This is a genomic window from Mycolicibacterium insubricum, from assembly GCF_010731615.1.
In the GTDB taxonomy this organism is placed as follows: Bacteria; Actinomycetota; Actinomycetes; order Mycobacteriales; family Mycobacteriaceae; genus Mycobacterium; species Mycobacterium insubricum.
In genome coordinates this window covers 1,153,303-1,169,549 of record NZ_AP022618.1, presented here as the reverse complement: position 1 = coordinate 1,169,549, position 16,247 = coordinate 1,153,303, and the positions used below count along the sequence as shown (strand labels likewise).

Annotated in this window: 14 protein-coding genes; 4 read left to right on the top strand and 10 right to left on the bottom strand. The window is 68.0% G+C overall.

Annotated elements, in window-relative coordinates; all coding sequences use genetic code 11:
* Positions 1–97 precede the first annotated feature (97 nt).
* The 3 genes from G6N16_RS05350 to G6N16_RS05340 all read right to left on the bottom strand — a co-directional run bounded on the left by G6N16_RS05350 (position 98) and on the right by G6N16_RS05340 (position 3,475).
* The gene (locus G6N16_RS05350; protein ID WP_083031591.1) at positions 98–961 is read right to left on the bottom strand and encodes a 3-hydroxybutyryl-CoA dehydrogenase; all 864 of its coding nucleotides are present in this window, start codon (positions 959–961) and stop codon (positions 98–100) included.
* A 130-nt stretch (positions 962–1,091) separates the two neighbouring features.
* On the bottom strand, positions 1,092–2,378 hold the full coding sequence (gene aceA, locus G6N16_RS05345) for an isocitrate lyase (RefSeq protein WP_083031592.1): 1,287 nt from the start codon (positions 2,376–2,378) through the stop codon (positions 1,092–1,094).
* A 284-nt stretch (positions 2,379–2,662) separates the two neighbouring features.
* On the bottom strand, positions 2,663–3,475 hold the full coding sequence (locus G6N16_RS05340) for an acyl-[acyl-carrier-protein] thioesterase (protein WP_083031594.1): 813 nt from the start codon (positions 3,473–3,475) through the stop codon (positions 2,663–2,665).
* 124 nt (positions 3,476–3,599) lie between these two features.
* On the opposite strand from G6N16_RS05340, the gene ramB reads away from it, so the two are divergent.
* Positions 3,600–5,039: an acetate metabolism transcriptional regulator RamB gene (gene ramB, locus G6N16_RS05335; protein ID WP_083031595.1), complete on the top strand. Its 1,440-nt coding sequence runs from the start codon at positions 3,600–3,602 to the stop codon at positions 5,037–5,039.
* Positions 5,040–5,119: 80 nt separating this feature from the next.
* Positions 5,120–5,671, top strand: a complete 552-nt coding sequence (locus tag G6N16_RS05330) for a carboxymuconolactone decarboxylase family protein (RefSeq protein WP_083031632.1) — start codon at positions 5,120–5,122, stop codon at positions 5,669–5,671.
* A gap of 41 nt (positions 5,672–5,712) precedes the next feature.
* Here G6N16_RS05330 and G6N16_RS05325 read toward each other — a convergent pair whose 3' ends face one another.
* Genes G6N16_RS05325 through G6N16_RS05310 form a run of 4 tightly spaced genes read right to left on the bottom strand, consistent with a single transcriptional unit; the run spans position 5,713 to position 9,112 of the window.
* On the bottom strand, positions 5,713–6,600 hold the full coding sequence (locus G6N16_RS05325) for a hypothetical protein (protein WP_083031597.1): 888 nt from the start codon (positions 6,598–6,600) through the stop codon (positions 5,713–5,715).
* On the bottom strand, positions 6,600–7,994 hold the full coding sequence (lpdA, locus tag G6N16_RS05320) for a dihydrolipoyl dehydrogenase (RefSeq protein ID WP_083031598.1): 1,395 nt from the start codon (positions 7,992–7,994) through the stop codon (positions 6,600–6,602). Before lpdA ends, G6N16_RS05325 begins: the two co-directional genes overlap by 1 nt.
* 52 nt (positions 7,995–8,046) lie before the next feature.
* On the bottom strand, positions 8,047–8,844 hold the full coding sequence (locus G6N16_RS05315) for a hypothetical protein (protein WP_083031600.1): 798 nt from the start codon (positions 8,842–8,844) through the stop codon (positions 8,047–8,049).
* Positions 8,831–9,112, bottom strand: a complete 282-nt coding sequence (locus tag G6N16_RS05310) for a putative holin (RefSeq protein WP_083031601.1) — start codon at positions 9,110–9,112, stop codon at positions 8,831–8,833. Before G6N16_RS05310 ends, G6N16_RS05315 begins: the two co-directional genes overlap by 14 nt.
* Before the next feature lie 81 nt (positions 9,113–9,193).
* Here G6N16_RS05310 and G6N16_RS05305 point away from each other — a divergent pair, with 81 nt between their 5' ends.
* Complete coding sequence (locus tag G6N16_RS05305) at positions 9,194–11,212, top strand: prolyl oligopeptidase family serine peptidase (protein WP_234805888.1); 2,019 nt, start codon at positions 9,194–9,196, stop codon at positions 11,210–11,212.
* Here G6N16_RS05305 and G6N16_RS05300 read toward each other — a convergent pair.
* Positions 11,209–14,121 (bottom strand): MMPL/RND family transporter, encoded by a 2,913-nt coding sequence (locus G6N16_RS05300; RefSeq protein WP_083031604.1) that lies wholly within the window; start codon positions 14,119–14,121, stop codon positions 11,209–11,211. The genes G6N16_RS05305 and G6N16_RS05300 overlap by 4 nt on opposite strands.
* Positions 14,118–14,561: an MmpS family transport accessory protein gene (locus G6N16_RS05295; protein ID WP_083031606.1), complete on the bottom strand. Its 444-nt coding sequence runs from the start codon at positions 14,559–14,561 to the stop codon at positions 14,118–14,120. The genes G6N16_RS05300 and G6N16_RS05295 overlap by 4 nt, the downstream gene beginning before the upstream one ends.
* A 72-nt stretch (positions 14,562–14,633) precedes the next feature.
* Between G6N16_RS05295 and G6N16_RS05290 the strand changes: the two genes are divergently transcribed.
* On the top strand, positions 14,634–15,227 hold the full coding sequence (locus tag G6N16_RS05290) for a TetR/AcrR family transcriptional regulator (RefSeq protein WP_083031607.1): 594 nt from the start codon (positions 14,634–14,636) through the stop codon (positions 15,225–15,227).
* Between the two features lie 170 nt (positions 15,228–15,397).
* On the opposite strand, the gene G6N16_RS05285 is transcribed toward G6N16_RS05290, so the two are convergent.
* The gene (locus G6N16_RS05285) at positions 15,398–16,246 is read right to left on the bottom strand and encodes a hypothetical protein (protein WP_083031609.1); all 849 of its coding nucleotides are present in this window, start codon (positions 16,244–16,246) and stop codon (positions 15,398–15,400) included.
* Position 16,247 lies beyond the last annotated feature (1 nt).

Genomic DNA, 16,247 nt, shown 5'->3' with positions numbered 1-16,247 from the left:
ACACCTAACTTGCCGCATTGAGACGCCAGTCACTTATTTCATCCCACAATAGAACAGGTGCCTGTGAGATTTCGATTTCCTACCCAGCAGTAGCCGCCTAGTAGCGATAAAATCCCTGGCCGGACTTCTTGCCCAGCATCCCTGCTTCGACCATGCGCTCCAGCAACGGCGGGCATCCGTAGAACGGGTCCTTGAACTCGGCGTACATCTTGTCGGCGATCAGCTTGAGGGTGTCCAGGCCGACGAGGTCGCTCAGCCGCAGCGGGCCCATCGGGTGCGACAGCCCGGCCACCACCGCCTTGTCGATGTCCTCGACGCTGGCAAAACCCGCCTCCCGCATCCGGATGGCCGACAGCAGGAACGGCACCAGCAGCGCGTTGACGACGAAGCCGGACCGGTCCGAGCAGCGGACGACCTGCTTGCCCAGCACGCCGTCGGCGAACGCCTCGGCGCGGTCCGCGGCGGCGGGGTCGGTGACCAGCGTGCTGACCAGCTCCACCAGCGGCAGCACCGGCACCGGGTTGAAGAAGTGCAGACCGATCACCCGCGACGGGTTCTTGGTGGCGGCGGCGATCTTCATGATCGGGATACTGGAGGTGTTCGAGGCGAGCACCGCGTCGGGGTCGGTGATCAGGGCGTCGAGCTCGGCGAAGATCTTCGCCTTGACGGCGTCGTCCTCGATGACGGCCTCGACGACGAGCTGGCGGTCGGCCAGGTCGGCGAGGTCGGTGGTGAACGACAGTCCGTCCAGGGCCCGGTCGCGTTCCCGCTCGGTGATCTTGCCCGCGCTCACCCCGCGCTCCAGCGACTTGGTGATCCGGGTGCGGCCGGCGGTCACGAACGCCTCGGTGGTGTCGTAGACCTTGACGTTGGCTCCGGCCCGGGCGCAGACCTCGGCGATACCGGAACCCATCTGCCCGGCACCGACGATGCCGACCCGCTCGATCGCTTTCGTTGTCACGTCGTTCCCATCCCTTGTTCTCGCAGCTTGAAATTTCGTCGCTAGAAAGTTTCGTCGCCGGTCGGTCGGCGGAGATTATGCGACAGGCCCCGCCCAGAACGGGCCGGGCGGGGCCTGCATGCATATCGAATTAGTGGAACTGACCCTCTTCGGTCGAACCGGACAGCGCGGTGGTCGAGCTGTTCGGGTCCACGGTGGTGGCGATCTTGTCGAAGTAGCCGGCACCGACCTCGCGCTGGTGCTTGGTGGCGGTGTAGCCCCGCTCCTCGGCGGCGAACTCGCGCTCCTGCAGCTCGACGTAGGCCTTCATCTGCTCGCGGGCGTAGCCGTAGGCCAGGTCGAACATCGAGTAGTTGAGGGCGTGGAAGCCGGCCAGCGTGATGAACTGGAACTTGAAGCCCATCGCGCCCAGCTCGCGCTGGAACTTGGCGATGGTGTCGTCGTCCAGGTGCTGGCGCCAGTTGAACGACGGCGAGCAGTTGTAGGCCAGCATCTGGTCCGGGAACTCGCTCTTGACGCCCTCGGCGAACTTCTTGGCCAGCGCCAGGTCCGGGGTGCCGGTCTCCATCCAGATCAGATCGGAGTACGGGGCGTAGGCCTTGGCGCGGGCGATGCACGGCTCCAGGCCGTTCTTCACGTGGTAGAAGCCCTCGGCGGTGCGCTCACCGGTGATGAACGGCTGATCGCGCTCGTCGACGTCGCTGGTGATCAGGGTGGCGGCCTCGGCATCGGTGCGGGCGATGACAACGGTCGGGACGTCGGAGACGTCAGCGGCCAGGCGCGCGGAGGTCAGGGTGCGGATGTGCTGCTGGGTCGGGATCAGCACCTTGCCACCGAGGTGACCACACTTCTTCTCCGAAGCCAGCTGGTCCTCCCAGTGCGAACCCGCGACACCGGCGGCGATCATCGCCTTCTGCAGCTCGTAGACGTTGAGGGCGCCACCGAAGCCGGCTTCGCCGTCGGCCACGATCGGGGCCAGCCAGTTCTCCACCGAGGTGTCACCCTCGACCTTGGCGATCTCGTCGGCGCGCAGCAAGGCGTTGTTGATCCGGCGCACGACGTGCGGCACCGAGTTGGCCGGGTACAGGCTCTGGTCCGGGTAGGTCTGGCTGGCCAGGTTGGCGTCACCGGCGACCTGCCAACCGGACAGGTAGATGGCCTTCAGGCCGGCGCGGACCTGCTGGACCGCCATGTTGCCGGTCAACGCACCGAGGGCGTTGACGAAGTCCATGTCGTGCAGCTGGTCCCAGAGGACTTCGGCGCCGCGACGGGCCAGGGTGTGCTCCTCGACGACGGTGCCCTGCAGGGCGACGACGTCGGCGGGGGTGTAGCTGCGGGTGATGCCCTTCCAGCGGGGGTTGTGGTCCCAGTCGTGCTGGATCTGCTCGGCGGATTTGGGGGTGCCAACGGTGGACACTTGCGGTACTCCTTCGACGGACTGTGCTTCTTGACTGCCTGTCGCTTGGGTGTTGCCGGGATCGCCGGCTTGCTAACACCCCTGCAACGTCTTTGGTGCGCTGCTAAGAGAGTGCCACGTCGCATATGCGCAGGTCCACCCCCTGACATTGCCAACTTTGGCAAGCTCGGCGGACCAGTTTGCTAACTCTGCGAAGAAAGTCGCCGCTTAACCGTTCCAGTAGCTACCGATTGGTAACAAGGTCTACGCAGGTCAGTGCGGAGAAATACCGGACAAACGTACTGTTAAAGCGGAAGCAGGGCGGCGATCGCCTTGACGTCGGCTCCGACGACATATGTGAGCGTTTTAACAGGGCGATCACCGAGCCCGTCGCCGAACCGATCGGTGGAACCGGGCTCGTGCACATGGGTGAGGATCTCCAGATCGTCGCCCAGCGCCACCGCCGCGTCGTGCTCGATGACCACCCGCAGCGGCCGCTCCAGCAGCTCCGGGTGGCGATACAGATGGTCCTCGACCACCGACCAGTACACCGAGTTGTTCATGTGGTCGAACAGGTCGATATCGGACACCCGGACCGGATAGGGCCTGACCTCGACGGCATCCTCGCGCGCACCCGCACTCAGATAGGACTTCCACCGCAGCCGGTCGACGTCGGTGGTGCGCCGCAGCCCGGCCAGGAAGTCGTCGGAGATCCGCGCCGGGCCCTGGGTTTCCCGGCTGATGTTGAGCCAGAACGCCTCGGACTCCATCCGGCCGCCCTTGCGGCCGTCGATGCGCACCCGCATCTCGCACCAGCGGGTCGAGGTGCCCGAACACCAGCGCCGTACCCGCAGGGTGTCGGTGAAATCGATCGGGGCGATCAGGTCGATCATGGTGCGCCGGACGATCCACAGCGGGTGGGTCGCCTCGTAGCCGAGTTCCCGCAGATGATCCGACCCGATGTCCTGGATATGGCGGCAGGCGGCGTCGAACCGCAGGCGGCCGGTGCGGTCGATGTCGGCGACCCGCAGCGGCCAGCTCCGCTCGAAGACGTCGGGATGGCCCTCGGGCACCGGCATCAGCGTCTTGCCCAGTCCGGATCCACTCTGCTCGCTCATCGTCGCAACCTCGTCTCCACTCGTCGACCCAACCTCGGCGATCATGCCAAAAGTCGCGGGGTCCGCGCCCGGTGGTCGGCCGCACCGGCGTTCACCAGCACCGATACCGACGTAGGCTGGCACCGTGCCCAAAACGTTCGTCGGCTCCCGCGTGCGTGGACTGCGCGGCGAACGCGGCTACAGCCAGGCCGCGCTGGCCGCGAAGCTCGGCATCTCCCCCAGTTACCTCAACCAGATCGAGCACGATGTGCGGCCGCTGACCGTGCCGGTGCTGCTGCGCATCACCGACGTGTTCGGCGTCGACGCCACCTTCTTCTCCTCCCAGGACGACACCCGGCTGGTGGCCGAGCTGCGCGAGGTCACGCTGGATCGCGATATCGACGCCGAGGTCGACGTCGCCGAGATCGCGGAGATGGTGTCGGCGCACCCGTCGCTGGCCCGGGCCATGGTCAACCTGCACCGGCGCTACCGGCTGACCACCGCGCAACTCGCCGCCGCTACCGAGGCCCGGTACAACGACGGCAGCGGCACCGGTGCCATCTCCATGCCGCACGAGGAGGTCCGCGACTTCTTCTACGAGCGGCAGAACTATCTGCACGACCTCGACACCGCCGCCGAGGAACTGACGGCGCGGATGCGGATGCACCGCGGGGACCTCGCCGGCGACCTGTCGCAGCGACTCACCCAGATGCACGGGGTGCGGATCGTGCGGCGCTTCGACCTGGGCGACAACCTGCTGCACCACTACGACCCGGAGACCAAGACGCTGGAGCTCAACGGGCACCTGTCCGGGGGCCAGCAGGTGTTCAAGCTGGCCGCCGAGCTCGCCTACCTGGAGTACGGCGCGCTGATCGACCGGTACGCGACCGAGGGCAAGTTCACCTCCGAGGAGTCGCGCACGCTGGCCCGGCTCGGGCTGGCCAACTATTTCGCCGCCGCCACGGTGCTGCCCTACCGGCAGTTCCACGACATCGCCGAGAACTTCCGCTACGACGTGGAGCGGCTGGCGGCCTTCTACCAGGTGTCCTACGAGACCATCTGCCACCGGCTGTCCACCCTGCAGCGCCCGTCGATGCGCGGAGTGCCGTTTTCGTTCGTCCGGGTGGACCGCGCCGGGAACATGTCGAAACGCCAGTCCGCCACCGGTTTCCATTTCTCCTCGGCCGGCGGCACCTGCCCACTGTGGAACGTCTACGAGACGTTCGGCAACCCGGGCAAGATCCTGGTGCAGATCGCCGCCATGCCCGACGGCCGGCACTACATGTGGGTGGCGCGCACCGTGGAGCGGCGCCCGGCGCGCTACGGCCAGCCCGGCAAGACCTTCGCCATCGGGCTGGGCTGCGAGGTCCGCCACGCCCACCGGCTGATCTACTCCGAGGGCCTGGACCTCTCCGGTGACCAGTCGGCCGCTGTTGCCACCCCGATCGGGGCGGGCTGCCGGGTGTGCGAGCGCGACAACTGCGCCCAGCGCGCCTTCCCCGCATTGGGCCGCGCCCTGGACCTCGACGAGCACCGTTCCACGGTGTCGCCGTACCTGGTCAAAGACCCCGACGGCCGTCGTTGAGACCCGGCTCCCGGAGCCGGGCAGCAGGTACCCGGTCGACGCGGATGTTTGCCGCACCGGACCTGTGCCAGACTGCCCTGATGAGCGACATCGAACCGGCTCGGGTGCCGGTCTCCAGCGGTCTGCGCGACGTCGGACCGATCAACTGGCTGATCTGCCGCCTGGGTGCGCGCGGCATCCGGGCGCCGCAGTTCCAGCTGTTCAACGTGCTGTCCCGGCATTCGCTGCTGTTCTGGAGCTGGCTCCCGTTCTCCGGCGTGCTGCTGTACTGGGGCAGGCTGCCCCGCCCGGATGCCGAGACGGTGATCCTGCGAGTCGGTGCGCTGCGGGACTGCGAATACGAATTGCAGCAGCACCGCCGGCTGGCCCGTTCCCGCGGCGTGGATGCCGAACTGCAGGAGCGGATCTTCGCCGGTCCGGACGCCGCCGGCCTGACCGATCGGCAGCGGGCGCTGCTGCGCGCCACCGACGAGTTCATCCTCAACCGGGAAATCTCCGCACCCACCTGGGCCGAGCTGACCAAGCACCTGGACACCCGCCAGCAGATCGAATTCTGTCTGCTCGCCGCCCAGTACGACGGCCTCTCGGCCACCATGAACACCCTCAAGATCCCGCTGGACTTCCCGGACTAGGCGCCCCGGCTGGGACGACGGGTGGGGTCTCGCTGCACCACTCAGGGGTAGGTGCGCACTCCGGAGCTGTCCACCACGAAACCGGTGAACTTGTCGGCCAGGACGGCGTAGCAGGCGACGCCGTCGGCCAGCGCCATGCAGGTGCCGCCGCCGGTGCCGCTGACCGACTGCCCCGCCGGCAGGGTCTCGATCTCACCGGGATAGTCCGGCTTGGCGTAGCGCTCACCGTCGACGAACCGAGTCGAACCGGTGAGCTCGAACTCGACGGTCCGCTTGCCGCCCGCGGCGGCCGGCAGCGGCCCGCTGCAGCCGACGAAACCGCCGCTGAACGTGCGGATCTGGCAGGTCAGGCCGTTGCCGACGTGGAACGTCGGGAAGATGTTCTTGGCGCCCTGGCCGACGATGTAGTTGCCGTCGGCGACGACGAAGTTCTGCGGGTCCGGGAAACCGGCGGGCAGCCCGGGTGTCGACGGGCCGATTCCACTGCCGTCGGCCGACAGCACGAACCAGTGCGCGGCGGGTGAACCGGTGACGCAGCTGGTGGTGCCCGTCGTCACCGCGCAGGTGAGGTCGCCGTCGACGAGTCGGTGTCCCTCGGTGAGCACCGGTGCGGCCGGCCCGGATGCCCGCACGAAGCGGGGGGCGTCGGCCACCTCGAACGTGGCGCCGGTGCCGGTCAGGGTCACCTCGTTGGCGCCGTCGGGCGCAGACGGCAGCCGGCCGCTGCAGCCGGCCGTCCGCTCGGTGGTCAGAATCGCGCAGAGCAGACCGCCGGGCGTCTGAAAGTACAGGTTGCCGACGCTGTCGCGGAACCCCTCGTCGGGCACCGTCGGCAGCGTCGAGACGTCCGGCGCCGCGGGTGTGGCGTATGCGGTCGCCGAGGCCAGGGTCAGCAGCCCCAACGTCGCGACCGCCACCAGCCACCGCATCAGAAGTTGATCATGTGGCCGGCCAGCCCGTGGAAGCACTCCTGGAGTGCCTCCGACAGCGTCGGGTGGGTGTGGACGTTGCGGGCGCATTCGTTGACCGTCAGGTCCCACTTCTGCGCCAGGGTCAGCTCGGGCAGCAGCTCGGACACATCGGGCCCGATCAGGTGCCCGCCGATCAGCTCGCCGTACTTGGCGTCGGCGATCAGTTTCACGAAGCCGGTGGGGTCGCCCAGGCCGTGCGCCTTGCCGTTGGCGGTGAACGGGAACTTGGCGACCTTGACGTCGTAGCCTTCGGCTTTGGCCTGCTCCTCGGTGAGCCCGAAGCTGGCGACCTGCGGCTGGCAGAACGTCGCGCGCGGCATCATCCGGTAGTCACCGAGGGTCTGCGTCTGGGCACCGCCGATGGTCTCGGCGGCGACGACGGCCTGCGCCTCGGCGACGTGGGCAAGTTGCAGCTTGGCCGTGACGTCCCCGATTGCATAGATGTGCGGCACGCTGGTGCGCATGTAGTCGTCGATACCGATGGCGCCCCGCTCGGTCAGCGCGACGCCGGTGTTCTCCAGCCCGTAGCCCGAGACGTTCGGGGCGAACCCGATGGCCTGGAGCACCTTGTCGGCCCGCAGCGTCTCGGTGTTGCCGTCCTTGCTGACGACGACGGTGACCTCGGACCCGTTGTCGGTGATGGATTCGACCTTGGTGCCGGTGCGGATCGTCACGCCGAGTTTCTTGTACTGCTTTTCGATCTCCTTGGACACCTCGGCGTCCTCGTTGGGCAGCGCGCGCGGCAGGAACTCCACGATGGTGACGTCGACGCCGTAGTTCTTGAGGACGTAGGCGAACTCCATCCCGATCGCCCCGGCGCCGGCGATGATGATCGAGCCGGGCAGCTCGCGGGTCAGGATCTGGGATTCGTAGGTGACGACGTTGTCGCTCAGCGCTGTGCCCGGCACCAGCCGGGTCGACGATCCGGTGGCGATGATGGCGTTGTCGAAGGTGACGGTTTCGGTGCCGCCGTCGTTCAGCTCGACCGCCAGCGTGTTGGCGTCGGTGAACCGGCCGTAGCCGTTGATCTCGGTGATCTTGTTCTTCTTCATCAGGAAGTGCACGCCGGCGACCCGGCCCTCGGCGACCTTACGGCTGCGGTCGAACGCCGCGCCGAAGTCGAAGCTGACCTCGCCGCTGATGCCAAATGTCTTGGCCTCCTTGGCGAAGATGTGCGCCAGCTCGGCGTTGCGCAGCAGCGCCTTGCTCGGGATGCAGCCGACGTTCAGGCAGACGCCGCCCCAGTATTTGGGTTCGACGATCGCGGTGGACAGGCCCAGTTGGGCTGCGCGAATGGCGGCTACGTAACCGCCGGGACCGGCTCCGAGGACGACGACGTCATAGTGGCTCACGCGCTAACCCTATCGGCCGAGGCCCGCCACGGCTACGGGACCGTGACCTCGGTCAGGGTGTGAGCCAGTGCCACAGGTAGGCGCCGATCAACAGCCCGCCACCGGCTCCGGCGGCGAACGGCGCGGTCATCAGCGCCAGCCCCAGCGCACGGATCCACACCCGGCGCGCTTCGTTCATCGACACCACCAGCGCGGCGACCACGGCGGCGACGGTGTAGCCGAGCACGGTGAACACCGGCCAGGTCTTGTCCTGGTCGTGGACCCACCAGTAGGCCAGCCCGACGCCGATGCCCGCGGCCAACAGCCACACTCCGGCCAGGGTCACCGCGAGTTGCCAGTAGCGCAGGCTCTGATAGCTGCCCGGGACGACGACGGGCACCGCGGCGGCTCGCGGGCGCGCCGCCAGTGCGCCGGTGTCCTCGCGCGCCGGCCGCGGGGTCAGGGCGCCCTCGTCCGGATCGGTGGACAGGCTCTCGGCGGCCAGCGGGCCGGAGTCGGGTTTGGCGTGCCGGCCGCTGGCCGGCGCGGGGTCGTCGGCGACCTCGCTGGCTTCGGGCAACGGCTCGGGTGCCCGCCACTGCAGGGGTTCGTCGGAGAACGCCCAGGCAGAGGCCACCGGGACCGAGGCGGGTTCCACCGCCGCCGACGCCCCGGTTCCCGGGATCGCGTCGTCGCCCAGCAGCGACTGCGGGTGTGGGCCGGTGTCGAAGATGGGCGCCGGGTGCGGCTCGGTGTAGGGCAGCGCGCCGGTGTCGGTGTTTTCGGTGGTCCCGGTCGTGGCGTCCCCGCTCTTGACGTCCTCGGTGCTCTCCGGGGCCTCGGCGCCGGCCTCCGAACTACCCGCCGCCATGGGTCACCTGAATCAGCGCCAGGACCGCGAACCAGCCCGGCGCGATCGACAGCAGGAATGCGCCGGCCGCGGTCACCCAGCGCCGGCCCGACACCAACAGGGTCAGCACCCCCAGCCCGGTGGGCACCCCGAGCACCAGAGCGACCACCAGATCGGCGCGCACCGGGGCATGCACGAGCAGCGAGGCGAGCACCGCGCACAGGATTCCGACCGCGACGCCCACCAGCATCGCAGCGGCCAGCATGGGTGCCCGCGGAAGCGGAATCATCCTTCGACAGTACGTGTGTTCTCCCCCGTTGCCCGGGAGCGGCGCGGCGCGGATTGACCGGCACCGGCCACAATGGCTGCCATGGCCGATCACAACGACCCCCACCTCTGGCTCGAGGACATCACCGGGGACGCCGCCCTGGACTGGGTGCGGGCGCACAACCAGCCCACCCTCGACGAGCTGTGCGACGACAAGTTCGAGCAGATGCGCAGCGAGGCGCTGGAGGTCCTCGACACCGACGCCCGCATCCCGTACGTGCGCCGCCGCGGCGAACTGCTCTACAACTACTGGCGCGACGGCGCCAACCCCCGGGGACTGTGGCGGCGCACCACGCTGGAGTCCTACCGCACCGAGAACCCGGACTGGGACGTGCTGCTGGACCTCGACGCGCTGGCCGCCGCGGAGGACGAGAACTGGGTGTGGGCCGGTGCCGACGTCATCGAACCGGAGCTGACCCGGGCGCTGGTCGCGTTGTCGCGCGGCGGGTCGGACGCCGTCGTCATCCGGGAATTCGACATGGCCACCCGGCAATTCGTGCCCGACGGATTCAGCGTCCCGGAGGCCAAGACCGATATCGCCTGGGTCGACGAGGACACCGTGTTGATCGGCACCGATTTCGGCCCGGGATCGCTGACCGATTCCGGATACCCGCGCGTGGTCAAGCGGTGGCGCCGGGGCGAGTCGTTGGAGCAGGCCGTGACGCTGTTCAGCGGCGCGGCAACCGATGTCAGCGTGTCGGCCTGGTGCGATCGCACACCCGGCTTCGAGGAGACCCAGGTGGTCCGCGCGCTGGACTTCTACAACAGCGAGCGGTATCGGCTCGTCTCCGGCGACGACGACGGCGACGAACTGGTCCGCCTCGACGTTCCTACCGACGCCGGCATCGGCGTTCACCGCAACTGGCTGCTGATCCGGCCACGCTCGGATTGGACGGTCGGCGATCACACCTACCCGGCGGGGTCTTTGCTGGCCGCACGCTACGACGAATTCCTTTCCGGGGTGACGAATCTGGATCCGGTGTTCACCCCGGACGAGCACACCTTCCTGTCCAGCGCGGTGTGGACCCGCGACCGGATGCTGCTGGTCACGCTGCGCGACGTGATCCAGCACGTCCAGGTGGTCACCCCGGGCACCTGGGAGCGCCGCGACATCGCGGGCGTGCCGCCGAACTCGACGACGGTGATCGTGGCCGCCGACCATCTCGGCGACGAGGTCTTCCTGGACACCTGCGGTTTCGACCGGCCGTCCCGTCTGCTGTGCGGACCGGTGGACGGCGAGCTGACCGAGATCAAAAGCGCCCCGGCAATGTTCGACGCTGACGACCTGTCCGTCGAGCAGCATTTCGCCACCTCCGACGACGGCACCCGGGTGCCGTATTTCGTGGTGGGTCACCGCGGACGGACCGGCCCGCAAAAGACACTGCTGGGCGGGTACGGCGGTTTCGAGAATTCGTCGCTGCCGAGTTACGCGGGGGTGCTGGGCCGGCTGTGGCTGGCGCGCGGCGGCACCTACGCCCTGGCCAACATCCGCGGCGGCGGGGAGTACGGGCCCCGCTGGCACACCCAGGCACAGCGATCGGGCAGACATCTGGTGGCCGAGGACTTCGCCGCCGTGGCAAGGGATCTGGTGGATCGCGGCATCACCACCGTCGAGCTACTGGGGGCCCAGGGTGGTAGCAACGGCGGCCTGTTGATGGGCATCATGTTGACCAAGTACCCGCAGCTCTTCGGGGCGCTGGTGTGCAGCGTGCCGCTGCTGGACATGCGCCGCTACCACAAGCTGCTGGCCGGAGCCTCCTGGATGGCCGAGTACGGCGATCCCGACGACCCTGAGGAGTGGAGCTTCATCTCCGAATACTCTCCGTACCAGAACATTTCCTCCGATGCGCGCTACCCGGCACTGCTGATGACCACATCGACCCGTGACGACCGGGTACATCCGGGACACGCCCGGAAGATGACGGCGGCCCTGGAGGTCGCCGGACACCGGGTGCGCTACTACGAGAACATCGAGGGCGGGCACGCCGGGGCGGCCGACAACTCCCAGGCGGCGTTCAAGGCGGCCCTGACCTACCGGTTCCTGCACCAGGAGCTGGCCTAGGAACCCTTGATCCCCAACAGTTCCCGGACGGCCGTCCGCGGCCCGTAGGGGCGCAGCATGGTGCTGGCCGGGCGCGGGCGCACCCGCAGCGGCCACCAGAACCAGACGCCCAGCTTGGCCGCCATCGACGGCGTCATGAACGACCGGACGATCAGCGTGTCGAACAGCAGACCGAGCCCGATGGTCGTACCGATCTGGCCGAGCACCCGTAGGTCACTGACGATGAACGAGCACATGGTCACCGCGAACACCAGCCCAGCCGCGGTCACCACCGCACCGGTGCCGCCCATGGCACGGATGATCCCGGTGTTGAGTCCGGCGTGCACCTCCTCGCGGAACCGCGATATCAGCAACAGATTGTAGTCGGCACCGACGGCCAGCAGCAGGATGATGGCCAGCGCCTGCACGATCCAAAACAGGTGGATACCGAAGATGTACTGCCACACCAGGACCGATAATCCGAACGACGCACCCAGTGACAGCACGACGGTGCCGACGATGACCAGCGCGGCTACCAGGCTGCGGGTCACGAACATCATCACCACCAGGATCAGCGCGAGTGCCGACAGCGCGGACATCAGCAGGTCGTAGCGGGCACCGTCGGCCACGTCCTTGTAGGTCGACGCGGTTCCGGCGATGTAGATCTTGGCGTCGGCCAGCGGTGTCGCCTTGACCGCATCGAAGGCCGCGTCGCGGATCGCGTCGACGTGCGAAATCCCCTCCGGCGTGGCGGGATCACCCTCGTGCGTGATGATCATCCGGGCGGCTTTGCCGTCGGGCGACAGGAACATCTCCAGACCGCGTTTGAACGACGGGTTGTCGAACGCCTCCGGGGGCAGGTAGAACGAGTCGTCGTTCTTGGCCTCGTCGTAGGCCTGACCCAACGCGGTGGCGTTCTTCGTCGCCTCACTCGCCTGCGCCGTCATACCGCTGGTCAGCGCGTAATTCGACAGAGAAAGCTCAAGATTGCGCTTCTGCGATTCGATCTGCGGTGTCAGCAGCGCCACCAGCTGCGGCTGCAGTTTGTCGAGCTTGTCCAGGCTGGAGGTGATCGCGTCGAAGCGGTCGGACAGCTCCGAGATGCCGTCGAGCGCGTCGAAGATCGAGCGGATCGCCGCGCAGGCGGGAGTGTCGAAACAGTGCGGTTCCCAGTAGAAGTAGTTGCGCATCGGGCGCAGGAAATCGTCGAAGTCGGCCATCTTGTCGCGCAGGTTGCGCACGGTGGTGACGGTGTCGTGGAAGGCCTGGACCTGCTCGTGGGTCGCATCGGCGCTCTGCGTCTGCAGATTCAGCTGCTGGTCGAGGATGTTGATGGTCTTCTTGATCTCTCCGGCCTGGCTGAGCAGATCAGAGGACTGGGCTGTCTGCGCCGACAGGTTCATGATCTGGCCCGCGCTTTGCGCGCTGAGCTGGAACGGGATCGAGGTGTGGGTGATCGGCGTGCCCAGCGGCCGGGTGATGGACTGCACCAGCGCGATACCGCGGGTGTGCAGCACCGACTTGGCGACACGTTCCAGCAGCAGCATGCCTGCCGGGGTGCGCAGATCGGTGTCGCCCTCGATCATCAGCAATTCGGGGTTGAGCCGGGCGGCGGAGAAGTGCCGTTCGGCGGCGACATAGCCGATATTGGCCGGGCCCCACTCGGGTTGGTAGGGCCGCACGTCGTAGTTGGTCTTGTAGCCGGGCAGCGCGAGCAGGCCGATGAACGCAATGATCAGCGATACCACCAGAATTGGTCCGGGCCAGCGCACGATCGCCGTCCCGATCCGGCGCCAGCCGCGAGTGCGCATGGCGCGTTTGGGATCGATCAGACCGAATCCGGATGCGATCGCCAGCGCGGCGGGGCCCAGGGTCAACGCGCCGATGAGTACGATCAGCACACCGAGCGCGGCGGGCAGGCCCAGGGTCTGGAAGTAGGGCAGCCGGGCGAAGCTCAGGCACATCACCGCGCCGGCGATGGTCAATCCGGATCCGACGATGACGTGCAGCGTGCCCGCAAAGGCCGTGTAGTAGGCCTGTTCTCGGTCCTCACCCGCGCCGCGGGCCTCCTGATAGCGGCCCACCAGGAAGATTGCCCAGTCCGTTCCGGCCGCGATGGCCAGCAGGGTCAGCAGGTTGGTCGAATAGGTGGACAGGCCGATGATGCCGGAGTTGGCCAGTGTCGAGACGATGCCGCGGGCGGCGGCCAGCTCGACGAGAACCGTCGCCAGCATGATGAGCGAGGTGGCGAGCGAGCGGTACACCACCAGCAGCATCACGGCGATGACGCCGAACGTCAGCCCGGTGACCTTTTCGGTTCCTTCACTGCCGATCTCGAACTCGTCGGCGAGCAGCGGCGCCGCCCCGGTGACGTAGACGCGCAGGCCCTCCGGCGGGTTGCTGTCGGCGACGATCTTGCGGATCGCGTTGACGGACTCGTTGGCCAGCGCCTCGCCCTGGTTCCCGGACAGGTACACCTGGACGTAGGACGCCTTGCCGTCCTTGCTCTGCGAACCGCCGGCGGTCAGCGGGTCGCCCCAGAAGTCCTGGACGTGCTCGACATGATGCTCATCGGCGCGCAGGGACTTCACCAGTTGCGCATAGTAGGCGTGGGCGGCATCGCCGAGGGGCTCGTCGCTTTCCAGCACCACCATGGCCGAGGAGTCCGAGTGAAACTCGTTGAACACCTTGCCGATGTGCAGCATGGCCTGGATCGACGGCGCGTCGTGGGCGTTCATCGGCACCGAGCGGGCCTCGCCGACAACCTCCAGTTGGGGGGTGAGCGCGTTGGTGGCCGCGGCGATGGCGACCCAGATCAGCAGGATCGGCACCGCCAGCCGGCGGATCAGCTGGGCGGGCCGGGAGTGCCGCGCCGGCAGCGCGTGGGCGTCGGGCTCGGGTCGTTCGTCGGTGACGGTGGTGTCGCTCATGCCGTCTTGTCCAGACAGGAGACATAGCCACCGGCGAGGTCCACGGACCGCTCGTCCTTGAGGATTCCGTCGACGATGATGCGACATCCGATGGAGCCGGTGCCGCCGTGCGCTCGCAGGTCGGCAAACAGGGTCGGGTCGTTGGTGACAAGCTCGTGGCTCCACGGCAGGGTCACGTCGTCGACGCGGTGCGGCTGGGCCTGCTCGTCGAGGAAGTTGACCGTCGCGGTGGAGCCCGGCGAGCCGAACACCTCCAGGGTCACCCGCTTGGGATTGAAGTCGGCGTTGTCGATGGATTCCACGCTGGGCGCGGAGATCCGGTTGTTGGAGCCGAAGATGCCGTGCAGCCGGGACACGGTCAGTCCGACCACGGCAACCACGACGACCAGCACGACCAGTGTCCAGTGGCGCCGCAGGGTGGCCCAAAGTCGCCTGCGCATGGTCGGTAACAGTACGGTACTGAACCGTACTGTTCAAGCCCGGACGGGCAGCCGCGGCGCTATGGTCGGGGGGTGGGTACCCCGGTCGCAACCATCCCGCCGCCGTCGCCGTGGTCGGAGCGGGAGGTGGAATTCCTCGGCGTCACGCTGCGCCTGCTGCAGGAGCACGGCTACGACGGCCTCACCATCGATGAGGTGGCCGCCGAGGCCAAGGCCTCCAAGGCCACCATCTACCGGCGCTGGCCGTCGAAGGCCGATCTGGTGGTGGCCGCGTTCATCGAGGGGACCCGTTCCTACGCCACGCTGCCGAATACCGGATCGCTGCGCGGGGATCTGATCGCGATTGGGCACCAGGTGTGCGACCAGGCCGGTGAGCACTCCGCCAACGTGCGCGCGGTGCTGACCGAGATCGCCCGCACCCCCGAGCTCGGCGCGGCGCTGCAGACCTTCTTCGCCCAGCGACGGGCGCTGATCACCGCGGTGCTCGACGCGGCCGTCGCCCGGGGTGAGATCGACGTGGCGGTGATCAACGACGACCTCTGGGATGTATTGCCCGGCTATCTGGTGTTCCGGCATCTGCTGCCGCGCACTCCCCCCAGCGATCAGACGGTGATCGACCTGGTGGACCAGGTGATGTTGCCCAGCCTGACTCGACGAGCGGTGTAGTTTCCGCGAGGAGAGGTCGGGCTGCTTCAACCGGAGCCTGACTCGAGCCACCCGAGACGACCACCCCGCGTAGCAGTACCGAATGTTCACGTGTGGGGCGCGACAACTGGATAGTCCATGTGTCGGCCGCCCACGGTCAACGTTTTGTACTCAGGGGGCGTGGCCGGTCCTCAGTGAGCGCGGCGCAGGCCGCCGAGCAGGGTGAGGATGACCCCAACCACCACCAGCCCGCCGCCGATGACCAGCGCGAGGTTCAACCACTGATGGGTGCTGGCGGTCACCGTCGCGACCACCGCGTCGGCGGCCTGGCGGACGTCGGGCGCGGACTGGTTGAGGGCGTTCTCGACCTTGCCGCGGCCGATCTCCAGGGCCGCCCAGCCCGCGCCGCCGACCAGCAGTCCGGACAGCCCGAGGGCAGTGAGCCCGCGGCCCAGCCGTCGGGACGACCACAGCATCAGCACCGCGAACACGGCAGCCAGTACCCCCGCGCCGATGGAGATCCACGGTCCCCACACCGCGGCCGAGCGCAGCGCGCCGGGACGCAACGCTGACGGCGCGTTCTCGGTCAGTGGCACCGGCACGGTGGTCGGCACGGTGATGTTGTAGTCGGTCAGGGTCTGCTGGAACGCGGAGTCGGCCAGCATGGGCGCCAGGTCGATCACCCAGCGGCCGCGTTCATCGACGTCGGAGCAGATGGTGTTGGTGAACAGCCAGCGGTGTGCGTACCGGTTGGCCTGGGCGAACTGGGCCGGGAACGCCGAGCTGCGGGTGTAGCTGGTGGCGACCACTCGGATCACCGCCGGCTTGATGTCGGATTCGGTACCGGCCAGGTTGACGATCTGAGTGCTGAGCTGGCCGGCGACCGCGGCCTGCAGTTGCTGGTCGGAAGCCGCACGTTGGGCCAGCGCGGCGTAGCCGTCGGCGCGGATCAGGTTCTGCTGCGCCCAGCCGGCCGGTACGGCGACAGCCAGGGTCAGCGTCGTCAGCAGCCAGAGCAGGCCGGTCAGAATGGTTCGCACG

Coding starts and splice junctions, on each gene's coding strand:
- G6N16_RS05340 (WP_083031594.1), bottom strand. CDS start 3,475: ATGAGCGAGCAGAGTGGATCCGGACTGGGCAAGACGCTGATGCCGGTG.
- G6N16_RS05330 (WP_083031632.1), top strand. CDS start 5,120: ATGAGCGACATCGAACCGGCTCGGGTGCCGGTCTCCAGCGGTCTGCGC.
- G6N16_RS05325 (WP_083031597.1), bottom strand. CDS start 6,600: ATGCGGTGGCTGGTGGCGGTCGCGACGTTGGGGCTGCTGACCCTGGCC.
- G6N16_RS05315 (WP_083031600.1), bottom strand. CDS start 8,844: ATGGCGGCGGGTAGTTCGGAGGCCGGCGCCGAGGCCCCGGAGAGCACC.
- G6N16_RS05310 (WP_083031601.1), bottom strand. CDS start 9,112: ATGATTCCGCTTCCGCGGGCACCCATGCTGGCCGCTGCGATGCTGGTG.
- G6N16_RS05305 (WP_234805888.1), top strand. CDS start 9,194: ATGGCCGATCACAACGACCCCCACCTCTGGCTCGAGGACATCACCGGG.
- G6N16_RS05300 (WP_083031604.1), bottom strand. CDS start 14,121: ATGAGCGACACCACCGTCACCGACGAACGACCCGAGCCCGACGCCCAC.
- G6N16_RS05295 (WP_083031606.1), bottom strand. CDS start 14,561: ATGCGCAGGCGACTTTGGGCCACCCTGCGGCGCCACTGGACACTGGTC.